This is a genomic window from Pseudomonas sp. GB2N2, assembly GCF_054897705.1.
Window position 1 is genome coordinate 4,875,619 of the sequence record NZ_CM142701.1, and the last position, 19,193, is coordinate 4,894,811.

Consider the following 19,193-nt stretch of genomic DNA (forward strand, 5'->3'; position numbering starts at 1 on the left):
TCCTACAGTGGTTTTGTGTGGTTAGCTGTTTGGCAGCAACCGGCAAGTGATGCTCTTGATGTAACGCGTTTCAGCAATCGCCGGGTGCACCGGGTGATCCGGGCCCTGGCCGCCGCGTTCCAGCATCTGGATGTTGCGGTCCAGGTGGCGGGCGCTGTTCAGCAGGATGTTTTGCAGGTCGTCTTCCGGCAGGTGCATCGAGCACGAGGCGCTGACGAGGATGCCGTCCTTGCTGAGCAGGCGCATGGCTTGCTCGTTCAGGCGACGGTAGGCGCCTTCGCCGTTTTTCATGTCTTTCTTGCGCTTGATGAACGCCGGCGGGTCGGCCACGATCACGTCGAAACGTTCTTCGCTGGCTTTCAGTTCTTTGAGGGCTTCGAAGACGTCGCCTTCGATGCAGGTCATTTTCTCGGCGACACCGTTCAGTGCGGCGTTGCGCTCGACGCCGTCGAGGGCGAAGGCCGAAGCGTCGACGCAGAACACTTCACTGGCGCCGAACGCAGCCGCTTGCACGCCCCAGCCGCCAATGTAGCTGTACAGGTCGAGGACGCGCTTGCCTTTGGCGTAAGGGGCCAGGCGTGCGCGGTTCATGCGGTGGTCGTAGAACCAGCCGGTTTTCTGACCCTGAATGACCGGGGCTTCGAATTTCACGCCGTTCTCTTCCAGCGCTACCCACTCCGGCACCAGGCCGAACACGGTTTCGACGTAGCGGTTGAGCCCTTCGGCGTCGCGGGCGGCGGAGTCGTTCTTGAACAAAATGCCGCTTGGCTTGAGCACTTGGGTCAGCGCCGCGATCACGTCGTCTTTATGCGCTTCCATGGTTGCCGAAGCGATCTGCACCACCAGGATGTCGCCGAAACGGTCGACTACCAGACCTGGCAACAGGTCGGAATCTCCGTAGACCAGGCGATAGAACGGCTTGTCGAACAGGCGATCGCGCAGGGACAGGGCGACGTTCAGGCGGTGTACCAGCAACGACTTGTCCAGCGGCAACTTGATGTCGCGCGACAGCAGACGAGCGCAGATCAGGTTGTTCGGGCTCATGGCGACGATGCCCAGCGGCTTGCCACCGGCGGCTTCGAGGATCGCCTGGTCACCGGCCTTGAAGCCGTGCAAAGGGGTCGCGGCGACATCGATTTCGTTGCTGTAGACCCACAAGTGGCCGTTTCGCAGGCGACGGTCGGCGTTGGCTTTGAGGCGCAGGCTAGGCAGGGACATGACGTCGCTCCGGAAAAAAGAGCGGGAGTATAGCGCGTTGAGGGTGGCTGCGGGCCGGGAGGGCGATGAACGCAGGTGGTTTCGTGATGGTGCTGAAAAGATCGCGCAGGCCGACCTGTCGGATCCAACTTTATAAGGGTTAGAATCGGCGCCTGTCCAAGAGTGTGTACTTATGTCCCAAGAGCTGACCACCGAACAGATCCAACAGTCCCTGCAAGGCATCAGCGTGCCGGCGCAGCCGCAGATCATGGTGGATCTGCAGATGGAGCAGTACATGCCCGACCCGGACCTGGAGACGATCGCCAAACTGATCTCCCAGGACCCGGGCCTCTCGGGTTCCTTGTTGAAAATCGTCAACTCGCCGTATTACGGCCTGACCAACAAGATCACCTCGATCCAGCGCGCGGTGAACCTGCTGGGCAGCCGTTCGATCATCAACCTGATCAACGCGCAGTCGATCAAGGGAGAAATGAACGATGACACCATCGTCACCCTGAACCGTTTCTGGGACACGGCTCAAGACGTGGCGATGACCTGCCTGACCCTGGCCAAGCGCATCGGCGTTCAGCCCGGCGATGAAGCCTATGCCCTCGGTCTGTTCCACGATTGCGGCGTACCGCTGATGCTGCAGAAATTCCCTGAGTACATGAAGACACTTGAAGAGGCCTACGCCAACGCGAGCGCGGAGTGCCGGGTAGTGGACACCGAGAATCGAGTGTTCAATACCAACCATGCGGTGGTCGGCTATTACACGGCTAAATCCTGGCGCCTGCCGGAACACGTCAGCGCCGCGATCGCCAATCACCACAATGCACTGGCGATTTTCAGCGACGAGTCTTCCCGCAACAGTCAGCTGAAAAACCTGCTGGCGATCCTGAAAATGGCCGAGCACATTTGCGCGTCCTACCGGGTACTGGGCAACCAGAACGAGGACCACGAGTGGGACAGCATTTCGTCGCTGGTGCTCGATTACGTCGGCCTGTCGGATTACGACTTCGAAACCCTCAAGCAAACGATTCGCGACCTCGGCGCTCACCGCTGAGCATTGAGGGCTTGATGTGCGAGCTTGATTCGAGAACCTGATTCGAGAGTGCCATGCCTGAACTGCCGGAAGTCGAAACCACCCGCCGCGGGATCGCCCCGCATCTGGAAGGCCAGCGCGTCAGCCGGGTGATCGTGCGTGATCGCCGGCTGCGCTGGCCGATCCCTGAAGACCTCGACGTGCGGCTCTCCGGCCAGCGCATTGTGCTGGTGGAACGGCGCGCCAAGTACCTGCTGATCAACGCCGAAGTGGGCACGCTGATCAGCCATCTGGGCATGTCGGGCAATTTGCGCCTGGTGGAAGCTGGCCTGCCGGCCGCCAAGCACGAGCATGTGGACATCGAACTGGAGTCGGGCCTGGCGCTGCGCTACACCGACCCGCGACGCTTTGGCGCGATGCTCTGGAGTCTCGACCCGCTCAACCACGAATTGCTGATTCGTCTCGGCCCGGAGCCGTTGACTGCCCTGTTCGACGGCGAACGCCTGTTCCAGCAATCCCGCGGGCGTTCGATGGCGGTCAAGCCGTTCATCATGGACAACGCGGTGGTGGTCGGCGTCGGCAACATCTACGCGACCGAAGCGTTGTTCGCCGCCGGTATCGACCCCCGTCGCGAGGCCAAGAGCATCTCCCGGGCGCGCTATCTGAAGCTGGCGATCGAGATCAAACGCATCCTGGCCGCCGCCATTGAGCGGGGTGGCACTACGTTGCGCGACTTTATCGGTGGCGATGGCCAGCCTGGTTATTTTCAGCAGGAATTGTTCGTGTATGGGCGCGGCAGCCAGCCGTGCAAGGTCTGCGGGACGGAGTTGCGGGACGTCAAACTCGGGCAGCGCGCCAGTGTGTTTTGCCCGCGTTGTCAGAGCTGAGGCACTTAAGGGCTATAGTCAGAGTTAGTCAGTGTCTCAACGCCTAGTCGAAGGACCGTGCCATGAATCTGTTTCGAACCCTTGCCGCAGTTGTGCTGCTGAGTGTTGGTGCGCCAGCGCTGGCGGACACCACTGGCAGCGGCGACCCGCGTTACACCATCCAGAATCCTCCGGCGTACGCCATGCTCGGCGACTTGCTGATTGCCCGACCCTTGCTGGTGGTGGCGACGGTAATCGGTGCGGGCGCGTTTGTAGTGTCGTTGCCGTTTACTGCGCTGGGCGGCAATGTCGGCGACGCCGGGCAGGCGCTGGTGGTTGATCCGGCGAAAGCGGCGTTTGTGCGGTGTCTGGGGTGCATCGGGGAGGGGTTTGAGCAGCGGGAGTGATTTCGGTGTTGGTGATGGACCCATCGCGAGCAGGCTCACTGCAACAGGGGAATGCATTCCAAATGTGGGAGTGAGCCTGCTCGCGATAGGGTCCGTATTAGCGCTACAAAACGATCTGGGTCAAGCTTTAGCGGTAATCACCCGATACTTCGCCATCAACTGCTCTTGCGTCTCCGGATGTGCCTCGTCCAGTGGAATGCAATCCACCGGGCAGACTTGCTGGCACTGCGGTTCGTCGTAGTGGCCGACACACTGGGTGCACAGGTTCGGGTCGATCACGTAGATCTCTTCGCCCTGGGAAATGGCGGCGTTCGGGCACTCGGGTTCGCAGACGTCGCAATTGATGCAATCGTCGGTGATGATCAGGGACATGCTAACTCCAGCCGGGGCGCGAGGCCCGGGCACAATAAACCAATGCGCGCAATTGTGCCGCATTGGCGAGCGTACTGCACGCTTGCGCGACGTTCTGTAGGAGCCGGCTCGCTGGCGATGGCGGTGTATCAGGCGGACCGCGTCATATTAATCGCCGGCAAGCCGGCTCCTACAGTTCGGGTTATTTCTTGAATCGAAGTGTCAAAGCGTCCGCCACCGCAGGGTGGACGAACTTGGTGATATCGCCGCCCAGTGCCGCGATTTCACGGACCAGTGTCGAAGAGATGAACGAATAACGCTCGGACGGTGTAAGAAACAGGCTTTCCACATCCGGCGCCAGCTGACGGTTCATGTTGGCCAGCTGAAATTCGTACTCGAAGTCCGACACCGCGCGCAAACCACGCAGGAACACGTTGGCGTTCTTCTCCTTGGCGAAGTGCGCCAGCAGCGTCGAGAATCCGACGACTTCAACGTTCGGCAGATGTTTAGTGACCTCGCGGGCTAGCTCCACGCGCTGTTCCAGGGGAAACAACGGGTTTTTCTTCGGGCTGGCGGCGACGGCAATGATCACGTGATCGAACAGGCGCGCGGCGCGTTCGACCAAGTCGCCATGGCCCTTGGTAATAGGGTCGAAGGTACCTGGGTACAACACTCGGTTCATCGCGTCGTCCTGGCGGGAGTCCGTTGGGGAGTCGGATGGTATCGCAGCCTACCCGGTCGGCCAAGTCGCCTGTTGGGTAAGAAAGCACTATAGACGATCGGAATATTCGCTCTTTTCACGGGTTTTTCAAACGGTCGGCCAGCGAAGTCGCCAGTTGCGCCGTCAACCCGTAGACCGACAATTGCGGGTTTGCGCCAATGCTGGTGGGGAACAGCGAGCCGTCGTGGATCGACAGATTGCTGAGTTGGTGATGACGGCCAAGGCTGTCGGTCACCGCGTTTTTCGGGTCTTCGCCCATGGCGCAACCGCCCATTACATGGGCACTGCCGAGGCGGGTGCGATACAGCTCAAGGCTCAAACCGTCGATCAGCTTGCGCGCCTCGGCCAGGCTTTTCACGTAACGCGCATCGGCGTGCATCGGCATGACCGCATTGGCGCCACCGGCGAACTGGATCTCGGCCATGCTGTGGAACGCGCGACGCAACCCGTCCCAGGCGTAGGGCGACACCTGATAATCAAGCACGGGCGTGTTGTCACCGCGCAGTTCGACGCTGCCGCCCGGGCTGTCCGGGTGAAAACCATCGCGCAGCAATGCCAGCATGGCGTGGGTGTGGGGCAGGTTTTCCATGTGCTGCGCGCTTTCCTGGCCGTAGCCGCCGAGCAGGGTGGCCGCGAGCGCGGGGTGCAACGGGGGTACTTCGAGTTTGTAGGACATCTTGCCGGTCGTGCCGTCCTGCCACTGGAAATGATCGGAGTAGATCGACTGCGGTGCGCCGTAGAACGGATTGATCACTTCATCGAACAGCCCGGCGGACATGTTTACCAGGTGCAGGAAAGTCCGCTTGCCCAGGCGTTTGTGCGGGTCTGGCGCATCGGAGCGCAACAGCAGCGCGGGGCTGTTAATCCCGCCGCCGGCCAACACGTAATGCCGCGCCTTGACTGTGATTGTCTTGCCAGTGGGGGCAACGCAGCGCTCGTCCATGGCCACGCACTGGAGGCTGGTGACCTTGCCATCCTTGATCATCAATTGTTCAGCGCGGGCGAGGTAAAGCAGCTCGCCACCTTTTTCCAGAGTGGCCGGAATCGTCGTCACCATCATCGATTGCTTGGCGTTGGTCGGGCAGCCCATGCCGCAATAGCCGAGGTTCCAGCAGCCGCGTACATTGCGTGGGATCACATGCCAGGCGTAGCCGAGTTTCTCGCAACCTTTGCGAATTACGTCGTTGTTGGCGTTGGGCGGAACCCTCCACGGGGCGACACCCAGGCGTTGTTCCATTTTCTCGAACCATGGCGACATTTCTGCCGGGCTGTGGCCTTTGACGCCGTGTTCTTTCGCCCAGTGTTCGAGCGTCGGGTCGGGGGTGCGAAAGCTCGACGTCCAGTTGATCAGCGTGGTGCCGCCCACCGCTCGGCCCTGAAGAATGGTGATCGCGCCGTCCTTGCTCATGCGGCCGATTCCTTCCTGATAGAGGCTGGAATAGGCCTGGTCTTCGAGCATCTTGAAGTCGCTGCTGGTCTTGAGCGGACCTTCTTCGATCAGCAACACCTTGTAGCCGGCGGCGCTGAGGATTTCCGCCGTGGTGCCGCCACCCGCGCCGCTGCCGATGATCGCCACTTCGGCTTCAAGGGTCAGGTCTTCGGTGAGCTGCGCGCCGTTGCGGGTTTTCCAGCCACGGGCCATGCCTTCGCGGAACGGGTCGGGTACGGGCATATTCAGGGTCTCTTATTATTTTTGGGTTCGGTGGTGAGGTGGCAGACTCGGTCTCAGACCGCGGGCGGCCCGGGATACCCGCAATGCCCCCAGGACTCCCGCCGGCCGTACCACGCCATCATCACCATTTGCTGCAACGAGCTGTGGCCCATGCGCAACAGGCTCAACGAACTGTTTTCCCAGCGCTGAAGAAAATGCCGGATCGCATGTCCACCAGCGTTTTCCCAGCTACCCCAGATCCCGGTCAACGGCCCGCGCGTCACGGCCATTCCCAGCACATCGAACAGTTGCCGGGTCAGCTTGAGCATTTCCGGCGACAGGTGATCGAGCGCGTTATCCAGGTTTTTCAAGGTGCCCTCGACCGCCTCAGGCATTTGTTCGTGGGCCACGGCGCCCTTGAGCATCACCGGAATCAGTGCGCGCAAAAACAGCAGGTCACCGCCGCGCAGTGTCGCGAAACCGTTGGCAGGAATGCTCGACGAACAGCCACTGAGGCTCGCACCCAGCCCGGCTGTGGCCAGGAAAGCACTGGCGCCGAGGCTGAATTTAAGCAGACCGCGCCGTGACAACGCGGGTGAATCGGACAGGCCTGGGCTCATTATTGTTATTACCCGACGGTGAAGATCATTAGCGGATAAATAGCTTCTGGATCAGTTTTTGAATGGATGTGCCGTACGGCGGGTAGATCAGTTTCGCCGCGTTGAAACGTTGTTTGATCAACACGCCCTTGGCCTTGCTGAACGTCAGAAACCCTTCGTGGCCGTGGTAATGGCCCATGCCCGAGGCGCCGATGCCGCCGAACGGCATATCGTCCTGAGCCACGTGCAACAGGGTGTCGTTCAGGCACACCCCACCGGAATGGGTTTCGTGCAGCACGCGCTGTTGTTCGCGTTTGTCGTAGCCGAAGTAATACAGCGCCAGTGGCCGCGGTCGCTGATTGATGTAGGCAAATGCGTCATCCAGTTCCTTGTAAGGAACGATCGGCAGCAGCGGACCGAAGATTTCGTCCTGCATCACCGTCATGTCGTCCGTGACCTTGAGCAACAGGCTGTGGCTCATGCGCCGACCCTGCCCCTGGTCGAACAGCGGAATCAGCAGCGCCCCTTTACTGGTGGCATCGCTGACGTAGCCGTTGAGCCGGGCCAGTTGTCGGTCGTTGATGATCGCGGTGTAGTCCGGGTTGTCCGTCAAGGTCGGATAAAACCCGCGAACCGCCTGCCGGTAGGCTTCAACGAAAGAGCCTACGCGGTCTTCCGGCACTAGTACGTAGTCCGGCGCTACACAGGTTTGTCCGGCGTTTAGCGTCTTGCCAAACGCAATGCGTTCGGCGGCATCCTTCAGTGGCACATCGCGGGAAACGATCGCTGGCGACTTGCCGCCCAGTTCGAGTGTCACCGGCGTCAGGTTTTCTGCTGCGGCGCGCATCACATGTTTGCCAATGCTGGTGGCACCGGTGAAGAGCAGGTGATCGAAACGCAAACGGGAAAACGCCACGCCCATGTCGGCCTCGCCGAGCACGACGCAGACCAGGTCTTCGGGAAAGATCCGGCCCAGCAACTCCTTGAGCAGCGCACCGGTGGCGGGCGTCGATTCGCTGAGTTTGAGCATCACCCGATTGCCCGCCGACAACGCGCCCACCAGCGGTCCGATGGCCAGGTACAGCGGGTAATTCCACGGCACGATCACCCCGACCACGCCAAGCGGCTGGTAAATGACTTTCGCCGAGGCAGGCTGAAACGCCATGCCGACCTTACGCCGCGAAGGCTTCATCCAGCCTTTGAGGTGCTGACTCGCATAGTGAATGCCATGCAGGCTCGGCATCAGTTCGGCGAGCAGGGTTTCATCGGCGCTGCGGTGGCTGAAGTCCTGGCTGATCGCTTCGGTCAGCGCCTGGCGCTCGGTGCTCAACAAATTCCGCAGTGCTTTGAGCCATTGCTGACGCTCTGCCGCAGGCGGCATCGGGTGGGCAGCATAGGCGGCGCGCTGGGCGTCGAACAGGTTTTGAAGTTCTTCCAGTGGCTGCTGCAGGTTCTGCAGGTAGGCAATTTCAGCAGTCATGGTCATCTCCGGATTTATTGTAATGATGAGCTTTTTAGAGTCTATGCTCTATAAAGTCAAACGACATCCGGGCACAGCTTTGTTTTATCCACTCGCGGATAGGTCGTAAGATGCCCGGCAACGCACTCTGAATTAAAGCTCAAGCCATGGCCCCACGAATAAAAACCAGCGAGCGCATCGTGCAGAACAGCCTGGAGTTGTTCAACCAGCAGGGTGAACGCAGCATCAGCACCAACCACATTGCTGCCCACATGGAAATTTCCCCGGGCAATCTGTACTACCACTTTCCCAACAAGCAGGCGATTATCGCCGTGCTGTTCAGTGAGTACGAAAACCTCGTGGACAGCTTCCTGCGCCCGCCTCAAGGTCGCGCCGCCACGGTGGAGGACAAGCGTTACTACCTCAAGGAGCTGCTGTCGGCCATGTGGCGTTACCGGTTTTTGCACCGTGACCTCGAGCATCTGCTCGACAGCGATCCGGAGCTGGCCGCCCGTTACCGACGCTTTTCCCAGCGCTGCGTTATTCAGGGTTCGGCGATCTACAAAGGGTTCGTCGAGGCCGGCATCCTTAAGATGGACCGGGTGCAGATTGAATCCCTGACGCTGAATGCCTGGATCATCCTGACCTCATGGGTTCGATTCCTGTGCACCACGCGGGAGAACTCCAATCACCTGAGCGAGCAGGCGATCAAGCGCGGCGTTTACCAGGTGCTGGTGCTGGAAGCCGGGTTTGTCACGGATCAATCCCGCGATGCGGTCAACGCATTGTTCGAGGAGTTTTACGTGCCGCTGGCCCAGGCGTTGGAAGAGGTAGGCTAGGGATTCGGGATAGGGATTTGGGATGCAAAGTGCAGTAGGATCGACTATCGCCCATTCACTGGAGCCCGTTATGCCCATTGCGCAACTGATCAGCCCGCAGGCACTGGACCTGAAGAAGAACCAGCCGGGGCTGGTGATTCTGGATTGTCGTTTTGCCCTCGAAGACCCGGATTACGGCCAGCGCAGCTATGCCGAAGGGCATATCGCCGGGTCGGGCTTCATCGATCTTGAGCGTGACCTGAGCGGTACAGTGGTCAAAGGTGTGACCGGGCGCCATCCGTTGCCGGAACCCGAAGACTTGATCGAGCGCCTGCAAGCCTTGGGCATCAACGCCGACAGCGAGGTGGTTTTGTACGACGACGGTCCCGGTGCTTTCGCGGCGCGGGCCTGGTGGCTGCTGGTCTGGCTGGGCAAACGTGACGGCGTGTTTATCCTCGATGGCGGGCTCAAGGCTTGGCACGCGGCGGGATTGCCGCTGAGCCTGGATGCGCCGCCCAACGAGCGCGGTACTTTCAACGGCGCGCCGGACAACGCGCTGGTCCTCAGCGCCGAACAACTTCAACAACGTCTCGCCCAACCCGCGCTGACCTTGCTCGATGCCCGTGCCTTGCCGCGCTTCAGGGGCGAAGTGGAACCGATCGACCCGATTGCCGGCCACATTCCCGGCGCGCAATGCGCGGCGTTCACCGACAACCTGGGCAGCGACGGACGTTTCCTGTCGGCCGATCAACTCAATCGGCGGTTCGCTGCGAAACTGGGTAGTCGCTCGTCGACCGATCTGGTGGCGTATTGCGGGTCGGGCGTGACGGCGTGTCATAACCTGTTTGCCCTGTGCCTGGCGGGTTATCCGTTGGGTTCGTTGTATGCCGGGTCGTGGAGCGAGTGGATCAACGATCCTGCGCGTGGCGTCGCCAAAGGCGAGTAAAGATCAAAAGTCGAGCACTGCGATACGACCCGGCCCAACCCCGTAAACCTGCTTGAACCGCCGACCATCGGCTTACTCACGACCCACGGTGGTCAGCCACTGTGGGATACGCCGTTCGAGGTAGTAACCCGGCTGGCGAAACGAGCCATCGACGAAACCAACGTGCCCACCCTTGGCTTGCAATTCGAACTGCGTGCAGACGGACAACTCTTCGGCATGCGGCAAACTGTGCGGAAACACAAACGGGTCATCGGCCGCCTGAATGATCAGCGTCGGTGTGCGAATTTCCCCAAGGAAATAGCGGCTCGACGCGCGCCGATAGTAATCCTGCGCATCGGTGAAGCCGTGCAGCGGCGCGGTGACCCGGCCATCGAAATCCCAGAACGTGCGCATGTTTTCCAGCGAACCCAGCGCCGCCAGCTTCGCCAGGCCATCCTCGCGCCCGTCATGCTGGAACTGCCGCTGCTTGTTCTTGATGTAGGCGACCATCTCGCGCATGAAGTGCGCCTGATACACCTTGGAAAAGCCCTGGCCGATGCGGTCGGCACACTGATCGAGCCGGAACGGCACCGACACCGCGACGGCGCCGAGCACGCCGCTGTTGCTGCCGGTCTCGCCCAGGTGTTTGAGCAAGACGTTTCCCCCCAGGGAATAACCGACCGCATACAGTGGCGCGAGCGGCCGTTTGGCCCTCAGGTGTTTGATGGTTTCGGCGAGGTCGTCGCTGGCGCCGGAATGATAGCTGCGCGGCAACAGATTCGGTTCACCGGAACAACCGCGCCAGTTCAGCGCGACGCTGGCCCAACCCTGTTCGCCCAGCGCTTTTTGCACGCCGGCCACGTAAGGCGAGTTGGCAGAACCGGTGAGGCCGTGCAGCACCAGCACCAGTGGCGCATCGGCGCTGTGCGGACCGTGCCAGTCGAGGTCGAGGAAGTCGCCATCCTCAAGCCACAAGCGTTCGCGCTCGCGTTCGATGTGCGTGGTTTTGCGCCACAGCGGTCCCCACAAGGTTTGCAAGTGCGGGTTGCCGAGGCCGAAGGCGGGGCTGAAGCGTTCTGACGGAAGGGACACGATTGCTCTCGATACAGCGGTGCGCAACCTGTGCGCACCTTTTCAGGCCGGTCGGTTAACCGGCGATCTCTGCCATACGGTGCCACAACGCGTAGTAGACGCGCCCGGATTTCTGCTCGCGGTGCAGGCGCCAGTTCGCCGGCAAACCGAGTGTCGACGGCGCGGTTTCGCTTTCGGTGTAGACCCAGGCATCGTCCGCCAGCCATTGGCGCTCTTCGAGCAGGGTGCATACGGCGGGCAGCAGGTTCTGGTTGAACGGCGGATCGAGGAACACCAGATCGTAAGCCACTGAAGTCTGGGTTTCCAGGTAACGCAGCGCGTCTGCGGTTTGCACCTGGCCGGTGGTGCAGCGCAGGGTGCCCAGATGTTCCTTGATGCTGGACACCGCAATGTTGCTGGCGTCCAGCGCTTGGCCCATGGCCGCGCCACGGGACAAGGCTTCGAGAAATAGCGCGCCGCTGCCAGCGAACGGATCGAGCACCTTGGCGCCCGCAACATACGGCGCGAGCCAGTTGAACAGGGTCTCGCGCACCCGGTCCGGGGTCGGGCGCAGACCGGGTGCATCAGGGAAGCTCAGTTTTCGGCTGCCCCATTCACCGCCAATGATGCGCAGTTGGTTCACGCCGTTATGCACGTTGTGAACGGGTTTTTTTGGACGGGAAGTGGCCATTAATGCTCCGGAACCCCGAGCGGCTGCTCGGCAGGTTTATCAGATGGGGCCGGTAACGGCTTTTGCGGCACGGTCGGGCCGGCGGTGACGATGACCATTTTGTCTGTGCTCAGGTGTTTGTTCAGTGCGGCTTTGACCTGCTTGACGGTCAGGCTCTGGGACTGTTGCATGAAGTCCTCCAGATAGCTCAGCGGCAGGTTGTAGAAACCCATCGCGCCGAGTTGACCGACAATGTCGGCGTTGCTGGCGGTGGACAGCGGGAAGCTGCCGGCCAGTTCACGCTTGGCGTCGTCGAGTTCTTTCTCGGTCGGCCCGGTTTCCAGGTAGTCGGCGAGGACGTCCTGCACCAGTTTCAGCGTGCCTTCGCTCATTTCGGCGCGGGTTTGCAAGTTGATCATGAACGGGCCGCGCGCCTGCATCGGGGTGAAGCCCGAATACACGCCGTAGGTCAGGCCACGCTTCTCGCGCACTTCGCTCATCAGACGCGTGCCGAAACCACCGCCGCCGAGGATCTGGTTGCCCATGGACAGCGCCGCGTAATCCGGATCATCACGGTCGATGCCCAGTTGCGCGAGCATCAGGTTGGTCTGCTTTGACGGAAACTCGATGTGGCCAATGCTGGCTTTCGGTTCTTCAGGTTGCGGCAGTTTCTCCAGTGCCGGGCCTTTTGGCAGCGCGCTGGAGACTTGTGCGGCAATCGCCTCGGCCTCGGCGCGGGACAGATCGCCTACCAGCGCGATCACCACGTTGCCGGCGGCGTAGGCTTTCTGATGGAAAGCCTTCAGTTGATCGAGGGTGATGGCAGGCACGGTTTTCGCCGTGCCGTCGCTTGAATGCGCGTATGGGTGGTCGCCGTACAAGCGGTTCATCAGTTCGATGCCGGCGAGTTTGCCGGGGTTCTGTTTCTGATATTCGAAGCCGGCGAGCATTTGGTTCTTGATGCGCGCAAACGAATCACCGGGGAACGTCGGCTGGCCGATGACTTCAGAGAACAGCTTCAGCGCAGGCTCGCGTTTGTCCGGAGCACTGAGGCTGCGCAACGAAGCCAGCGCCATGTCCTTGAACGCACCATTGCCGAAGTCGGCGCCCAGGCCTTCAAAACCCTGAGCAATCGCGCCGACATCTTTGCCGGCCACGCCTTCGTTGAGCATCGCGTTGGTCAGCACCGCCAGTCCCGGTGCATTGCCGTCCTGGCTGCTGCCCGCGGCGAAAATCAGGCGCATGTCGAACATCGGCAACTCACGGGCTTCAACGAACAGCACCTTGGCGCCTTCGGCGGTGTTCCACGTCTGGACGTTCAGGCTGCGGTGGCTCGGTGCCTTGCTGTCGAGTTCGGCCAGGGATTGAAGTTTCAGGCTGGACTTGGCCTTGTCCAGCGCTTCGCTGGCCACCGATTCGTCAGTCTTCAGGAAATACACGGCAGCCGAGCCGATCAAGGCAACAGTGATCAGGCCGATCAAGACCAGACGTGTTTTTTTACGCTCACTCATGGGGCGTCTCCAGTGGCAGTACATGGGCGACGCTGAGACGTTCGCGGGTGAAATACAGCTTGGCGGCGTTCTGGATGTCTTGCGGGGTCACGCTTTCCAGTTCGGCCAGTTCGGTGTCCATCAGTTTCCACGACAGGCCGACGGTTTCCAATTGGCCGATGGCAGTGGCCTGGCTGGTGATCGAGTCACGCTCATAGACCAGGCCCGCGATGACCTGAGCGCGAACCCGCTCCAGTTCTTCGGCGGACGGCGCGGTGGTTTTCAGCTGCTCAAGCAGCTTCCACAGACCCGCTTCGGCCTCGGCCATGGTCTTGTTTTTCTGGGTGTTCGGCGTGGCCGACAGGGTGAACAGGCTGTCGCCGCGGGTATAAGCGTCGTAGCTCGACGAGCCGCCGGACACCAGTTCCTCGCCGCGTTCCAGTTGCGTCGGGATGCGCCCGCTGTAGCCGCCGTCCAGCAGGGCCGAGATCAGGCGCAAGGCATTGACCGATTGCTTGTCTTCAGCGGTGGCGATGCTCGGCACGTTGAAGCCCAGCATCAGGCTTGGCAGTTGCGTCTGCACATGCAGAGTGATCTGGCGCTCGCCGGGTTCGGCCAGTTCCAGCGGGATTTTCGCCGGCGGTACATCGCGCTTGGCGATTGGGCCGAAGTAGCGTTGGGCCAGGGCTTTGACTTCGTCCGGCGTCACGTCGCCAACCACCACCAATGTGGCGTTGTTCGGCACATACCAGGACTGATACCAGTGGCGCAGCTCTTCGACCTTCATGCGGTCGAGGTCAGCCATCCAGCCGATGGTCGGCGTGTGGTAGCCGCTGGCCGGGTACGCCATGGCCTTGAAACGCTCGTAGGCCTTGGACATCGGCTTGTCGTCGGTGCGCAGGCGACGTTCTTCTTTAATGACTTCGATTTCACGGGCGAACTCGTCGGCCGGCAGGCGCAGGCTGGCCATGCGATCCGCTTCCAGTTCGAAGGCCACGCCCAGGCGGTCGCGGGCCAGCACTTGGTAATAGGCGGTGAAGTCGTCGCTGGTAAAGGCGTTTTCTTCGGCGCCGAGGTCGCGCAGGATCAGCGAGGCTTCGCCCGGCCCGACTTTCTCGCTGCCCTTGAACATCATGTGTTCCAGGGCGTGGGACAAACCGGTCTGCCCCGGCGTCTCGTAGCTGGAACCGACCTTGTACCAGACCTGGGAAACCACCACGGGCGCACGATGGTCTTCGCGCACGACGACCTTCAAGCCATTGTCGAGAGTGAATTCGTGGGTGGGTTGCGGATCGGCAGCGAAGACTGAAAGTGGCAGGCAAACTGTGCTGAACAGCAGGCCTGCAGCGCGGCGGGCTAGAGCATTCATTCGTTTTTTAAACCTTTGGGACTGCCCGCTTGTTCTTAGCGTCGGCGGGCGAGAGGGTGCTAGGATACTGATCCGTTTTACTGGCGGCCACGCCTATCAATTCTTTGTGTTTGATTTGGTTGAATGGTTTGCGGGAAAAGGTTGCGGTTTATCAACTAGACTCTGCGTTTTCGCCGACGATGCCGTTCCAGACCTTCGTGTTAGTCGACCTTTGAGGCGCTGTTTGCACCTCTACAAAATGTTGCGCGTGAACAAGCTGAGTCAATCGCAGTCTGTTCTGCATCGAATATTTATTGCCGAGGCGCCCTTTGGCGCGTCGCTACCGTGAGATAGCCGTCCTCCATGTTTGGTTCCAACGACGACAAGAAAGACCCAGCTGCGGCTGGCGAGAAAAAAAGCCTGTTCGGATGGCTGCGCAAAAAGCCGCAGGAAACCGTCGTCGAACAGTCACAGCCGCTACCTGAGCCCATTCCGACGCCGGTCATAGAAGAAGCGCCGGAGCCGATAGTGTTGCCACTCGCCGAGCCGGTGCTGCAACCGGTCGGTGAGGTGGAACCTGAAGTCGTGGCTGAACAGCCGCCGATCCCGGCTGCTACGCCATGGTTGACGTTGCCGGTGGCGGAAGAGCCAGTGGCGTTGGTCGAAGACGAGCTGGCACCGCATATTGTGCCGCCGATTCCAGCACCGAGTGCGTTTGTGGCTGAGCCTTCCGTAGTGGCCGAGCCTGTGCCGGCCGTTGCAGAACCTGTGACTCCCGCATTCGTTGCTCCGGTTGCTCCGGTTGCTCCGGTTGTCCAGGCGCCTGCGCCGGTCGGCGCCACCGTCGTGCCGGTCGAAACGCCCGGCGAGCCGCCGCGCAGCGAGGAATCCAAGGCCGGTTTCTTCGCCCGCCTGAAGCAAGGGCTGTCCAAGACCAGCGCCAGCATCGGCGAAGGCATGGCCAGCTTGTTCCTCGGCAAAAAAATCATTGATGACGAGTTGCTCGAAGATATCGAGACCCGTCTGCTGACTGCCGATGTGGGCGTTGAGGCCACGTCGGTGATCATCCAGCGCCTGACCCAGAAGGTCGCCCGCAAGGAGCTGGCCGACGCCGACGCGCTGTACAAATCCCTGCAAGCGGAATTGGCAGCGATGCTCAAGCCCGTCGAACAGCCGCTGAAAATCACCTCGCAGAACAAGCCGTTCGTGATTCTGGTCGTCGGCGTCAACGGCGCCGGCAAGACCACCACCATCGGCAAACTGGCGAAGAAGCTGCAGCTCGAAGGCAAAAAAGTCATGCTTGCGGCGGGGGATACCTTTCGCGCGGCCGCGGTCGAGCAGCTGCAGGTCTGGGGTGAGCGCAACAAGATTCCGGTAATTGCCCAGCACACCGGCGCTGACTCGGCTTCAGTGATCTTCGACGCTGTGCAGGCCGCCAAGGCCCGTGGCATCGATGTGCTGATCGCCGACACCGCCGGTCGCCTGCACACCAAAGACAATTTGATGGAAGAGTTGAGGAAGGTTCGCCGGGTCATCGGCAAGCTCGACGCCGACGCACCGCACGAAGTGCTGCTGGTGCTCGACGCCGGCACCGGGCAGAACGCGATCAGCCAGGCCAAGCAATTCCACCAGACCGTCGAACTGACCGGCCTGGCGCTGACCAAGCTTGACGGCACCGCCAAGGGCGGGGTGATTTTCGCCCTGGCCAAGCAGTTTGGCTTGCCGATTCGCTACATCGGCGTCGGAGAAGGCATCGATGATTTGCGTACTTTTGAAGCAGAACCCTTTGTCCAGGCACTGTTTGCCGAGCGGGAGCGTTCATGATTCGTTTCGAACAGGTCGGTAAACGCTACCCGAACGGTCACGTCGGCTTGCATGAGCTGAGCTTTCGAGTCCGTCGGGGCGAATTCTTGTTTGTCACCGGCCATTCCGGCGCCGGTAAAAGCACCTTGCTGCGACTGTTGCTGGCGATGGAGCGACCGACCACCGGCAAATTGCTGCTGGCCGGCCAGGACCTCGGTACCATCAGCAATGCGCAGATCCCGTACTTGCGCCGGCAGATTGGCGTGGTGTTCCAGAACCACCAGTTATTGTTCGATCGCACCGTGTTCAACAACGTCGCGCTGCCGTTGCAGATTCTGGGATTGTCGAAGCCCGAGATCGCCAAGCGCGTGGATTCTGCATTGGAGCGCGTGGCGCTCTCGGATAAAACCGATCTGTACCCCGGCGACCTGTCCACCGGCCAGCAACAACGTGTCGGCATCGCCCGCGCCATCGTTCACCGCCCGGCCTTGCTGCTGGCGGATGAACCCACCGGTAACCTCGACCCGCGTCTGGCGGCCGAGATCATGGGGGTGTTCGAAGATATCAATCGCCTGGGCACCAGCGTGCTGATCGCCAGCCACGACCTGGCGCTGATCGCCCGCATGCGCCACCGCATGCTGACCCTGCAACGCGGCCGACTGATCGGCGACGGGGAGGCCGCCGAATGAGTGCGACTCGCAGCCCCAAGGTTTCCGAACGCGTGGCCCCGAAAGCCGCCGATCCGCAACCGCAGAAGAAAAAACGCGACGACGACGACGGCCCGGATTTCGCCACGCTGTTCCGTGCCTGGATCGAAAGCCATCGCGCCAGCCTGGTGGACAGTTTGCGTCGACTGGGCAAACAGCCGATCGGCAGTTTTTTCACCTGCATGGTGATGGCGGTTGCACTGAGCTTGCCGATGGGCCTGTCGCTTTTGCTGAGTAACGTCGAACGCCTCGGCGGTTCCTGGCAGCGTGCGGCGCAGATTTCCCTATATCTGCAACTTGAAGCCAGCCCGGCTGAAGGCGAGTCGCTGCGCGAGCAGATCAAAGGCATGCCGGGCGTAGCTGATGCTGAATATGTCGGCCGTGATCAGGCGCTGGAAGAGTTTCAGCAGCAATCCGGCCTGGGCGAAGCCTTGAAGGAATTGCCGGAAAACCCGCTGCCCGGCGTGGTGCTGGTGACGCCGAACGAAGTCGACAAGCCTGCGCTTGAAGCATTAAGACAAAAACTTTCCGAACTGCCGAAGGTACAACAGGCGCAGCTTGATCTAGTCTGGGTCGAGCGTCTGGCAGCCATCCTCAAGCTCGGCGACCGTTTTGTCTTCGGTCTGACCGTGCTTCTGGTTTCTGCATTACTTTTGGTGATAGGCAATACCATTCGTCTTCATATTGAAAACCGCCGCACAGAGATAGAAGTGATTAAACTCGTCGGCGGCACTGACAGTTATGTACGCAGGCCCTTTCTTTATATGGGCGCGCTGTATGGCTTCGGTGCGGGGATTCTTTCCTGGGGTGTATTGGCGTTCGGCCTGAACTGGTTGAACGAGGCGGTAGTGGGACTGGCCGGTCTGTACGGCAGTAATTTCGCGCTGGCGGGAGTGCCAGCAGCCGACGGTCTGTCTCTCTTGCTTGGCGCGGTGCTGTTGGGGTATATCGGTGCATGGATTGCAGTCGCACGCCACCTGAGGGAGCTTGCGCCTAAGTAATATCATTTTGCTCGTATTGACCTTTCAGCGTTTTTGGGAACTTGTCTTTCGGTTTCCGGTCAATTTTCGCAGTGCTGAACTGCACGAGTTTGTAAGTCGGAGGTTTTTTCGTATGACCAATTCTTTGCAACCTGCATATGCTCTGGTCCCGGGTGCGAACCTGGAGGCCTATGTGCACACCGTGAACAGCATTCCATTGCTGACGCCGGAGCAGGAGCGTGAACTGGCCGAGAGTCTCTATTATGAGCAGGATTTGGGGGCGGCTCGGCAGATGGTCCTCGCCCACCTGCGTTTTGTCGTACATATCGCCCGTAGCTATTCCGGCTACGGTCTGGCTCAGGCTGACCTGATCCAGGAAGGCAACGTCGGCCTGATGAAGGCGGTCAAGCGCTTCAACCCGGAAATGGGGGTGCGCCTGGTGTCGTTTGCTGTGCACTGGATCAAGGCGGAAATTCACGAGTTCATCCTGCGCAACTGGCGCATCGTGAAAGTCGCGACCACCAAGGCCCAGCGCAAGCTGTTCTTCAACCTGCGCAGCCAGAAGAAACGTCTGGCGTGGCTGAACAACGAGGAAGTCCACCGTGTTGCGGAAAGCCTCGGCGTAGAGCCGCGGGAAGTGCGTGAGATGGAAAGTCGCCTGACCGGCCATGACATGGCTTTCGACCCGGCCGCGGAAGCGGACGACGACAGCGCTTTCCAGTCGCCGGCCAACTATCTGGAAGACCACCGGTACGATCCGGCCCGTCAACTGGAAGATGCCGACTGGAGCGACAACTCCAACCACAACCTGCACGAAGCGCTGGACGTACTGGACGACCGCAGCCGTGACATCCTCTATCAGCGCTGGTTGGCTGAAGAGAAAGCCACGCTGCACGACCTGGCGCAGAAGTACAACGTGTCGGCCGAGCGTATTCGTCAGCTCGAGAAGAGCGCGATGAACAAGCTCAAGTTGTCGATCGCCGCCTAAGCTGCGCACCCGGCAATAAAAAACGCCCCGATCATGGATCGGGGCGTTTTTGTTTGTGCCTTTTGTAGGCGCCTGCTTGCTGGCGATCCAGACAACGCGG

At 60.7% G+C, this 19,193-nt stretch carries 19 protein-coding genes; 9 read left to right on the forward strand and 10 right to left on the reverse strand.

The window, feature by feature from the left end:
* Nucleotides 1-21: 21 nt before the first annotated feature.
* Nucleotides 22-1,218: a class I SAM-dependent rRNA methyltransferase gene (locus ACYZT4_RS22545; RefSeq protein ID WP_461983042.1), complete on the reverse strand. Its 1,197-nt coding sequence runs from the start codon at nt 1,216-1,218 to the stop codon at nt 22-24.
* A 226-nt stretch (nt 1,219-1,444) separates the two neighbouring features.
* Between ACYZT4_RS22545 and ACYZT4_RS22550 the strand changes: the two genes are divergently transcribed.
* The 3 genes from ACYZT4_RS22550 to ACYZT4_RS22560 all read left to right on the forward strand — a co-directional run bounded on the left by ACYZT4_RS22550 (nt 1,445) and on the right by ACYZT4_RS22560 (nt 3,512).
* Nucleotides 1,445-2,260: an HDOD domain-containing protein gene (locus ACYZT4_RS22550; RefSeq protein ID WP_461988766.1), complete on the forward strand. Its 816-nt coding sequence runs from the start codon at nt 1,445-1,447 to the stop codon at nt 2,258-2,260.
* Between the two features lie 53 nt (nt 2,261-2,313).
* The gene (gene mutM / locus ACYZT4_RS22555) at nt 2,314-3,126 is read left to right on the forward strand and encodes a bifunctional DNA-formamidopyrimidine glycosylase/DNA-(apurinic or apyrimidinic site) lyase (RefSeq protein ID WP_461983043.1); all 813 of its coding nucleotides are present in this window, start codon (nt 2,314-2,316) and stop codon (nt 3,124-3,126) included.
* 62 nt (nt 3,127-3,188) lie between these two features.
* A complete protein-coding gene (locus tag ACYZT4_RS22560; RefSeq protein ID WP_461983044.1) occupies nt 3,189-3,512 on the forward strand; it encodes a multidrug transporter in 324 nt (107 codons plus the stop codon).
* Nucleotides 3,513-3,632: 120 nt separating this feature from the next.
* Here the strand turns inward: ACYZT4_RS22560 and ACYZT4_RS22565 are convergent, their stop codons facing one another.
* The 5 genes from ACYZT4_RS22565 to ACYZT4_RS22585 form a co-directional block, all read right to left on the reverse strand.
* Entirely contained in the window at nt 3,633-3,884 is a 252-nt protein-coding gene (locus ACYZT4_RS22565; protein ID WP_461983045.1) for a YfhL family 4Fe-4S dicluster ferredoxin, read from the reverse strand.
* A gap of 181 nt (nt 3,885-4,065) precedes the next feature.
* Nucleotides 4,066-4,545, reverse strand: coding sequence for a pantetheine-phosphate adenylyltransferase (gene coaD, locus ACYZT4_RS22570; protein ID WP_003177462.1), 480 nt, complete (start codon nt 4,543-4,545; stop codon nt 4,066-4,068).
* 115 nt (nt 4,546-4,660) lie between these two features.
* Entirely contained in the window at nt 4,661-6,256 is a 1,596-nt protein-coding gene (locus tag ACYZT4_RS22575; RefSeq protein ID WP_461983046.1) for a GMC family oxidoreductase, read from the reverse strand.
* Nucleotides 6,257-6,309: 53 nt separating this feature from the next.
* Nucleotides 6,310-6,855, reverse strand: a complete 546-nt coding sequence (locus ACYZT4_RS22580) for a twin-arginine translocation pathway signal protein (RefSeq protein WP_461983047.1) — start codon at nt 6,853-6,855, stop codon at nt 6,310-6,312.
* Between the two features lie 28 nt (nt 6,856-6,883).
* A complete protein-coding gene (locus ACYZT4_RS22585) occupies nt 6,884-8,314 on the reverse strand; it encodes a coniferyl aldehyde dehydrogenase (RefSeq protein ID WP_461983048.1) in 1,431 nt (476 codons plus the stop codon).
* A 146-nt stretch (nt 8,315-8,460) separates the two neighbouring features.
* Between ACYZT4_RS22585 and ACYZT4_RS22590 the strand changes: the two genes are divergently transcribed.
* The gene (locus tag ACYZT4_RS22590; RefSeq protein WP_461983049.1) at nt 8,461-9,132 is read left to right on the forward strand and encodes a TetR/AcrR family transcriptional regulator; all 672 of its coding nucleotides are present in this window, start codon (nt 8,461-8,463) and stop codon (nt 9,130-9,132) included.
* A 70-nt stretch (nt 9,133-9,202) separates the two neighbouring features.
* The gene (locus ACYZT4_RS22595; RefSeq protein ID WP_461983050.1) at nt 9,203-10,057 is read left to right on the forward strand and encodes a sulfurtransferase; all 855 of its coding nucleotides are present in this window, start codon (nt 9,203-9,205) and stop codon (nt 10,055-10,057) included.
* Nucleotides 10,058-10,129: 72 nt separating this feature from the next.
* Here the strand turns inward: ACYZT4_RS22595 and ACYZT4_RS22600 are convergent, their stop codons facing one another.
* The 4 genes from ACYZT4_RS22600 to ACYZT4_RS22615 are packed head-to-tail and all read right to left on the reverse strand — an operon-like array spanning nt 10,130 to nt 14,636.
* Nucleotides 10,130-11,128, reverse strand: coding sequence for a hydrolase (locus ACYZT4_RS22600; RefSeq protein ID WP_461983051.1), 999 nt, complete (start codon nt 11,126-11,128; stop codon nt 10,130-10,132).
* Nucleotides 11,129-11,183: 55 nt separating this feature from the next.
* On the reverse strand, nt 11,184-11,798 hold the full coding sequence (gene rsmD, locus ACYZT4_RS22605) for a 16S rRNA (guanine(966)-N(2))-methyltransferase RsmD (protein ID WP_461983052.1): 615 nt from the start codon (nt 11,796-11,798) through the stop codon (nt 11,184-11,186).
* The gene (locus ACYZT4_RS22610; RefSeq protein ID WP_461983053.1) at nt 11,798-13,288 is read right to left on the reverse strand and encodes a M16 family metallopeptidase; all 1,491 of its coding nucleotides are present in this window, start codon (nt 13,286-13,288) and stop codon (nt 11,798-11,800) included. Before ACYZT4_RS22610 ends, rsmD begins: the two co-directional genes overlap by 1 nt.
* The gene (locus ACYZT4_RS22615; protein ID WP_461983054.1) at nt 13,281-14,636 is read right to left on the reverse strand and encodes a M16 family metallopeptidase; all 1,356 of its coding nucleotides are present in this window, start codon (nt 14,634-14,636) and stop codon (nt 13,281-13,283) included. Before ACYZT4_RS22615 ends, ACYZT4_RS22610 begins: the two co-directional genes overlap by 8 nt.
* 342 nt (nt 14,637-14,978) lie before the next feature.
* Between ACYZT4_RS22615 and ftsY the strand changes: the two genes are divergently transcribed.
* From ftsY to rpoH, 4 genes are all read left to right on the forward strand, one after another.
* Complete coding sequence (gene ftsY, locus ACYZT4_RS22620) at nt 14,979-16,439, forward strand: signal recognition particle-docking protein FtsY (RefSeq protein WP_461983055.1); 1,461 nt, start codon at nt 14,979-14,981, stop codon at nt 16,437-16,439.
* On the forward strand, nt 16,436-17,107 hold the full coding sequence (gene ftsE, locus ACYZT4_RS22625; RefSeq protein ID WP_461983056.1) for a cell division ATP-binding protein FtsE: 672 nt from the start codon (nt 16,436-16,438) through the stop codon (nt 17,105-17,107). The genes ftsY and ftsE overlap by 4 nt, the downstream gene beginning before the upstream one ends.
* Entirely contained in the window at nt 17,104-18,126 is a 1,023-nt protein-coding gene (gene ftsX, locus ACYZT4_RS22630) for a permease-like cell division protein FtsX (RefSeq protein ID WP_461983057.1), read from the forward strand. Before ftsE ends, ftsX begins: the two co-directional genes overlap by 4 nt.
* A 112-nt stretch (nt 18,127-18,238) precedes the next feature.
* Nucleotides 18,239-19,093, forward strand: a complete 855-nt coding sequence (rpoH, locus tag ACYZT4_RS22635) for an RNA polymerase sigma factor RpoH (RefSeq protein WP_401354197.1) — start codon at nt 18,239-18,241, stop codon at nt 19,091-19,093.
* Nucleotides 19,094-19,193 lie beyond the last annotated feature (100 nt).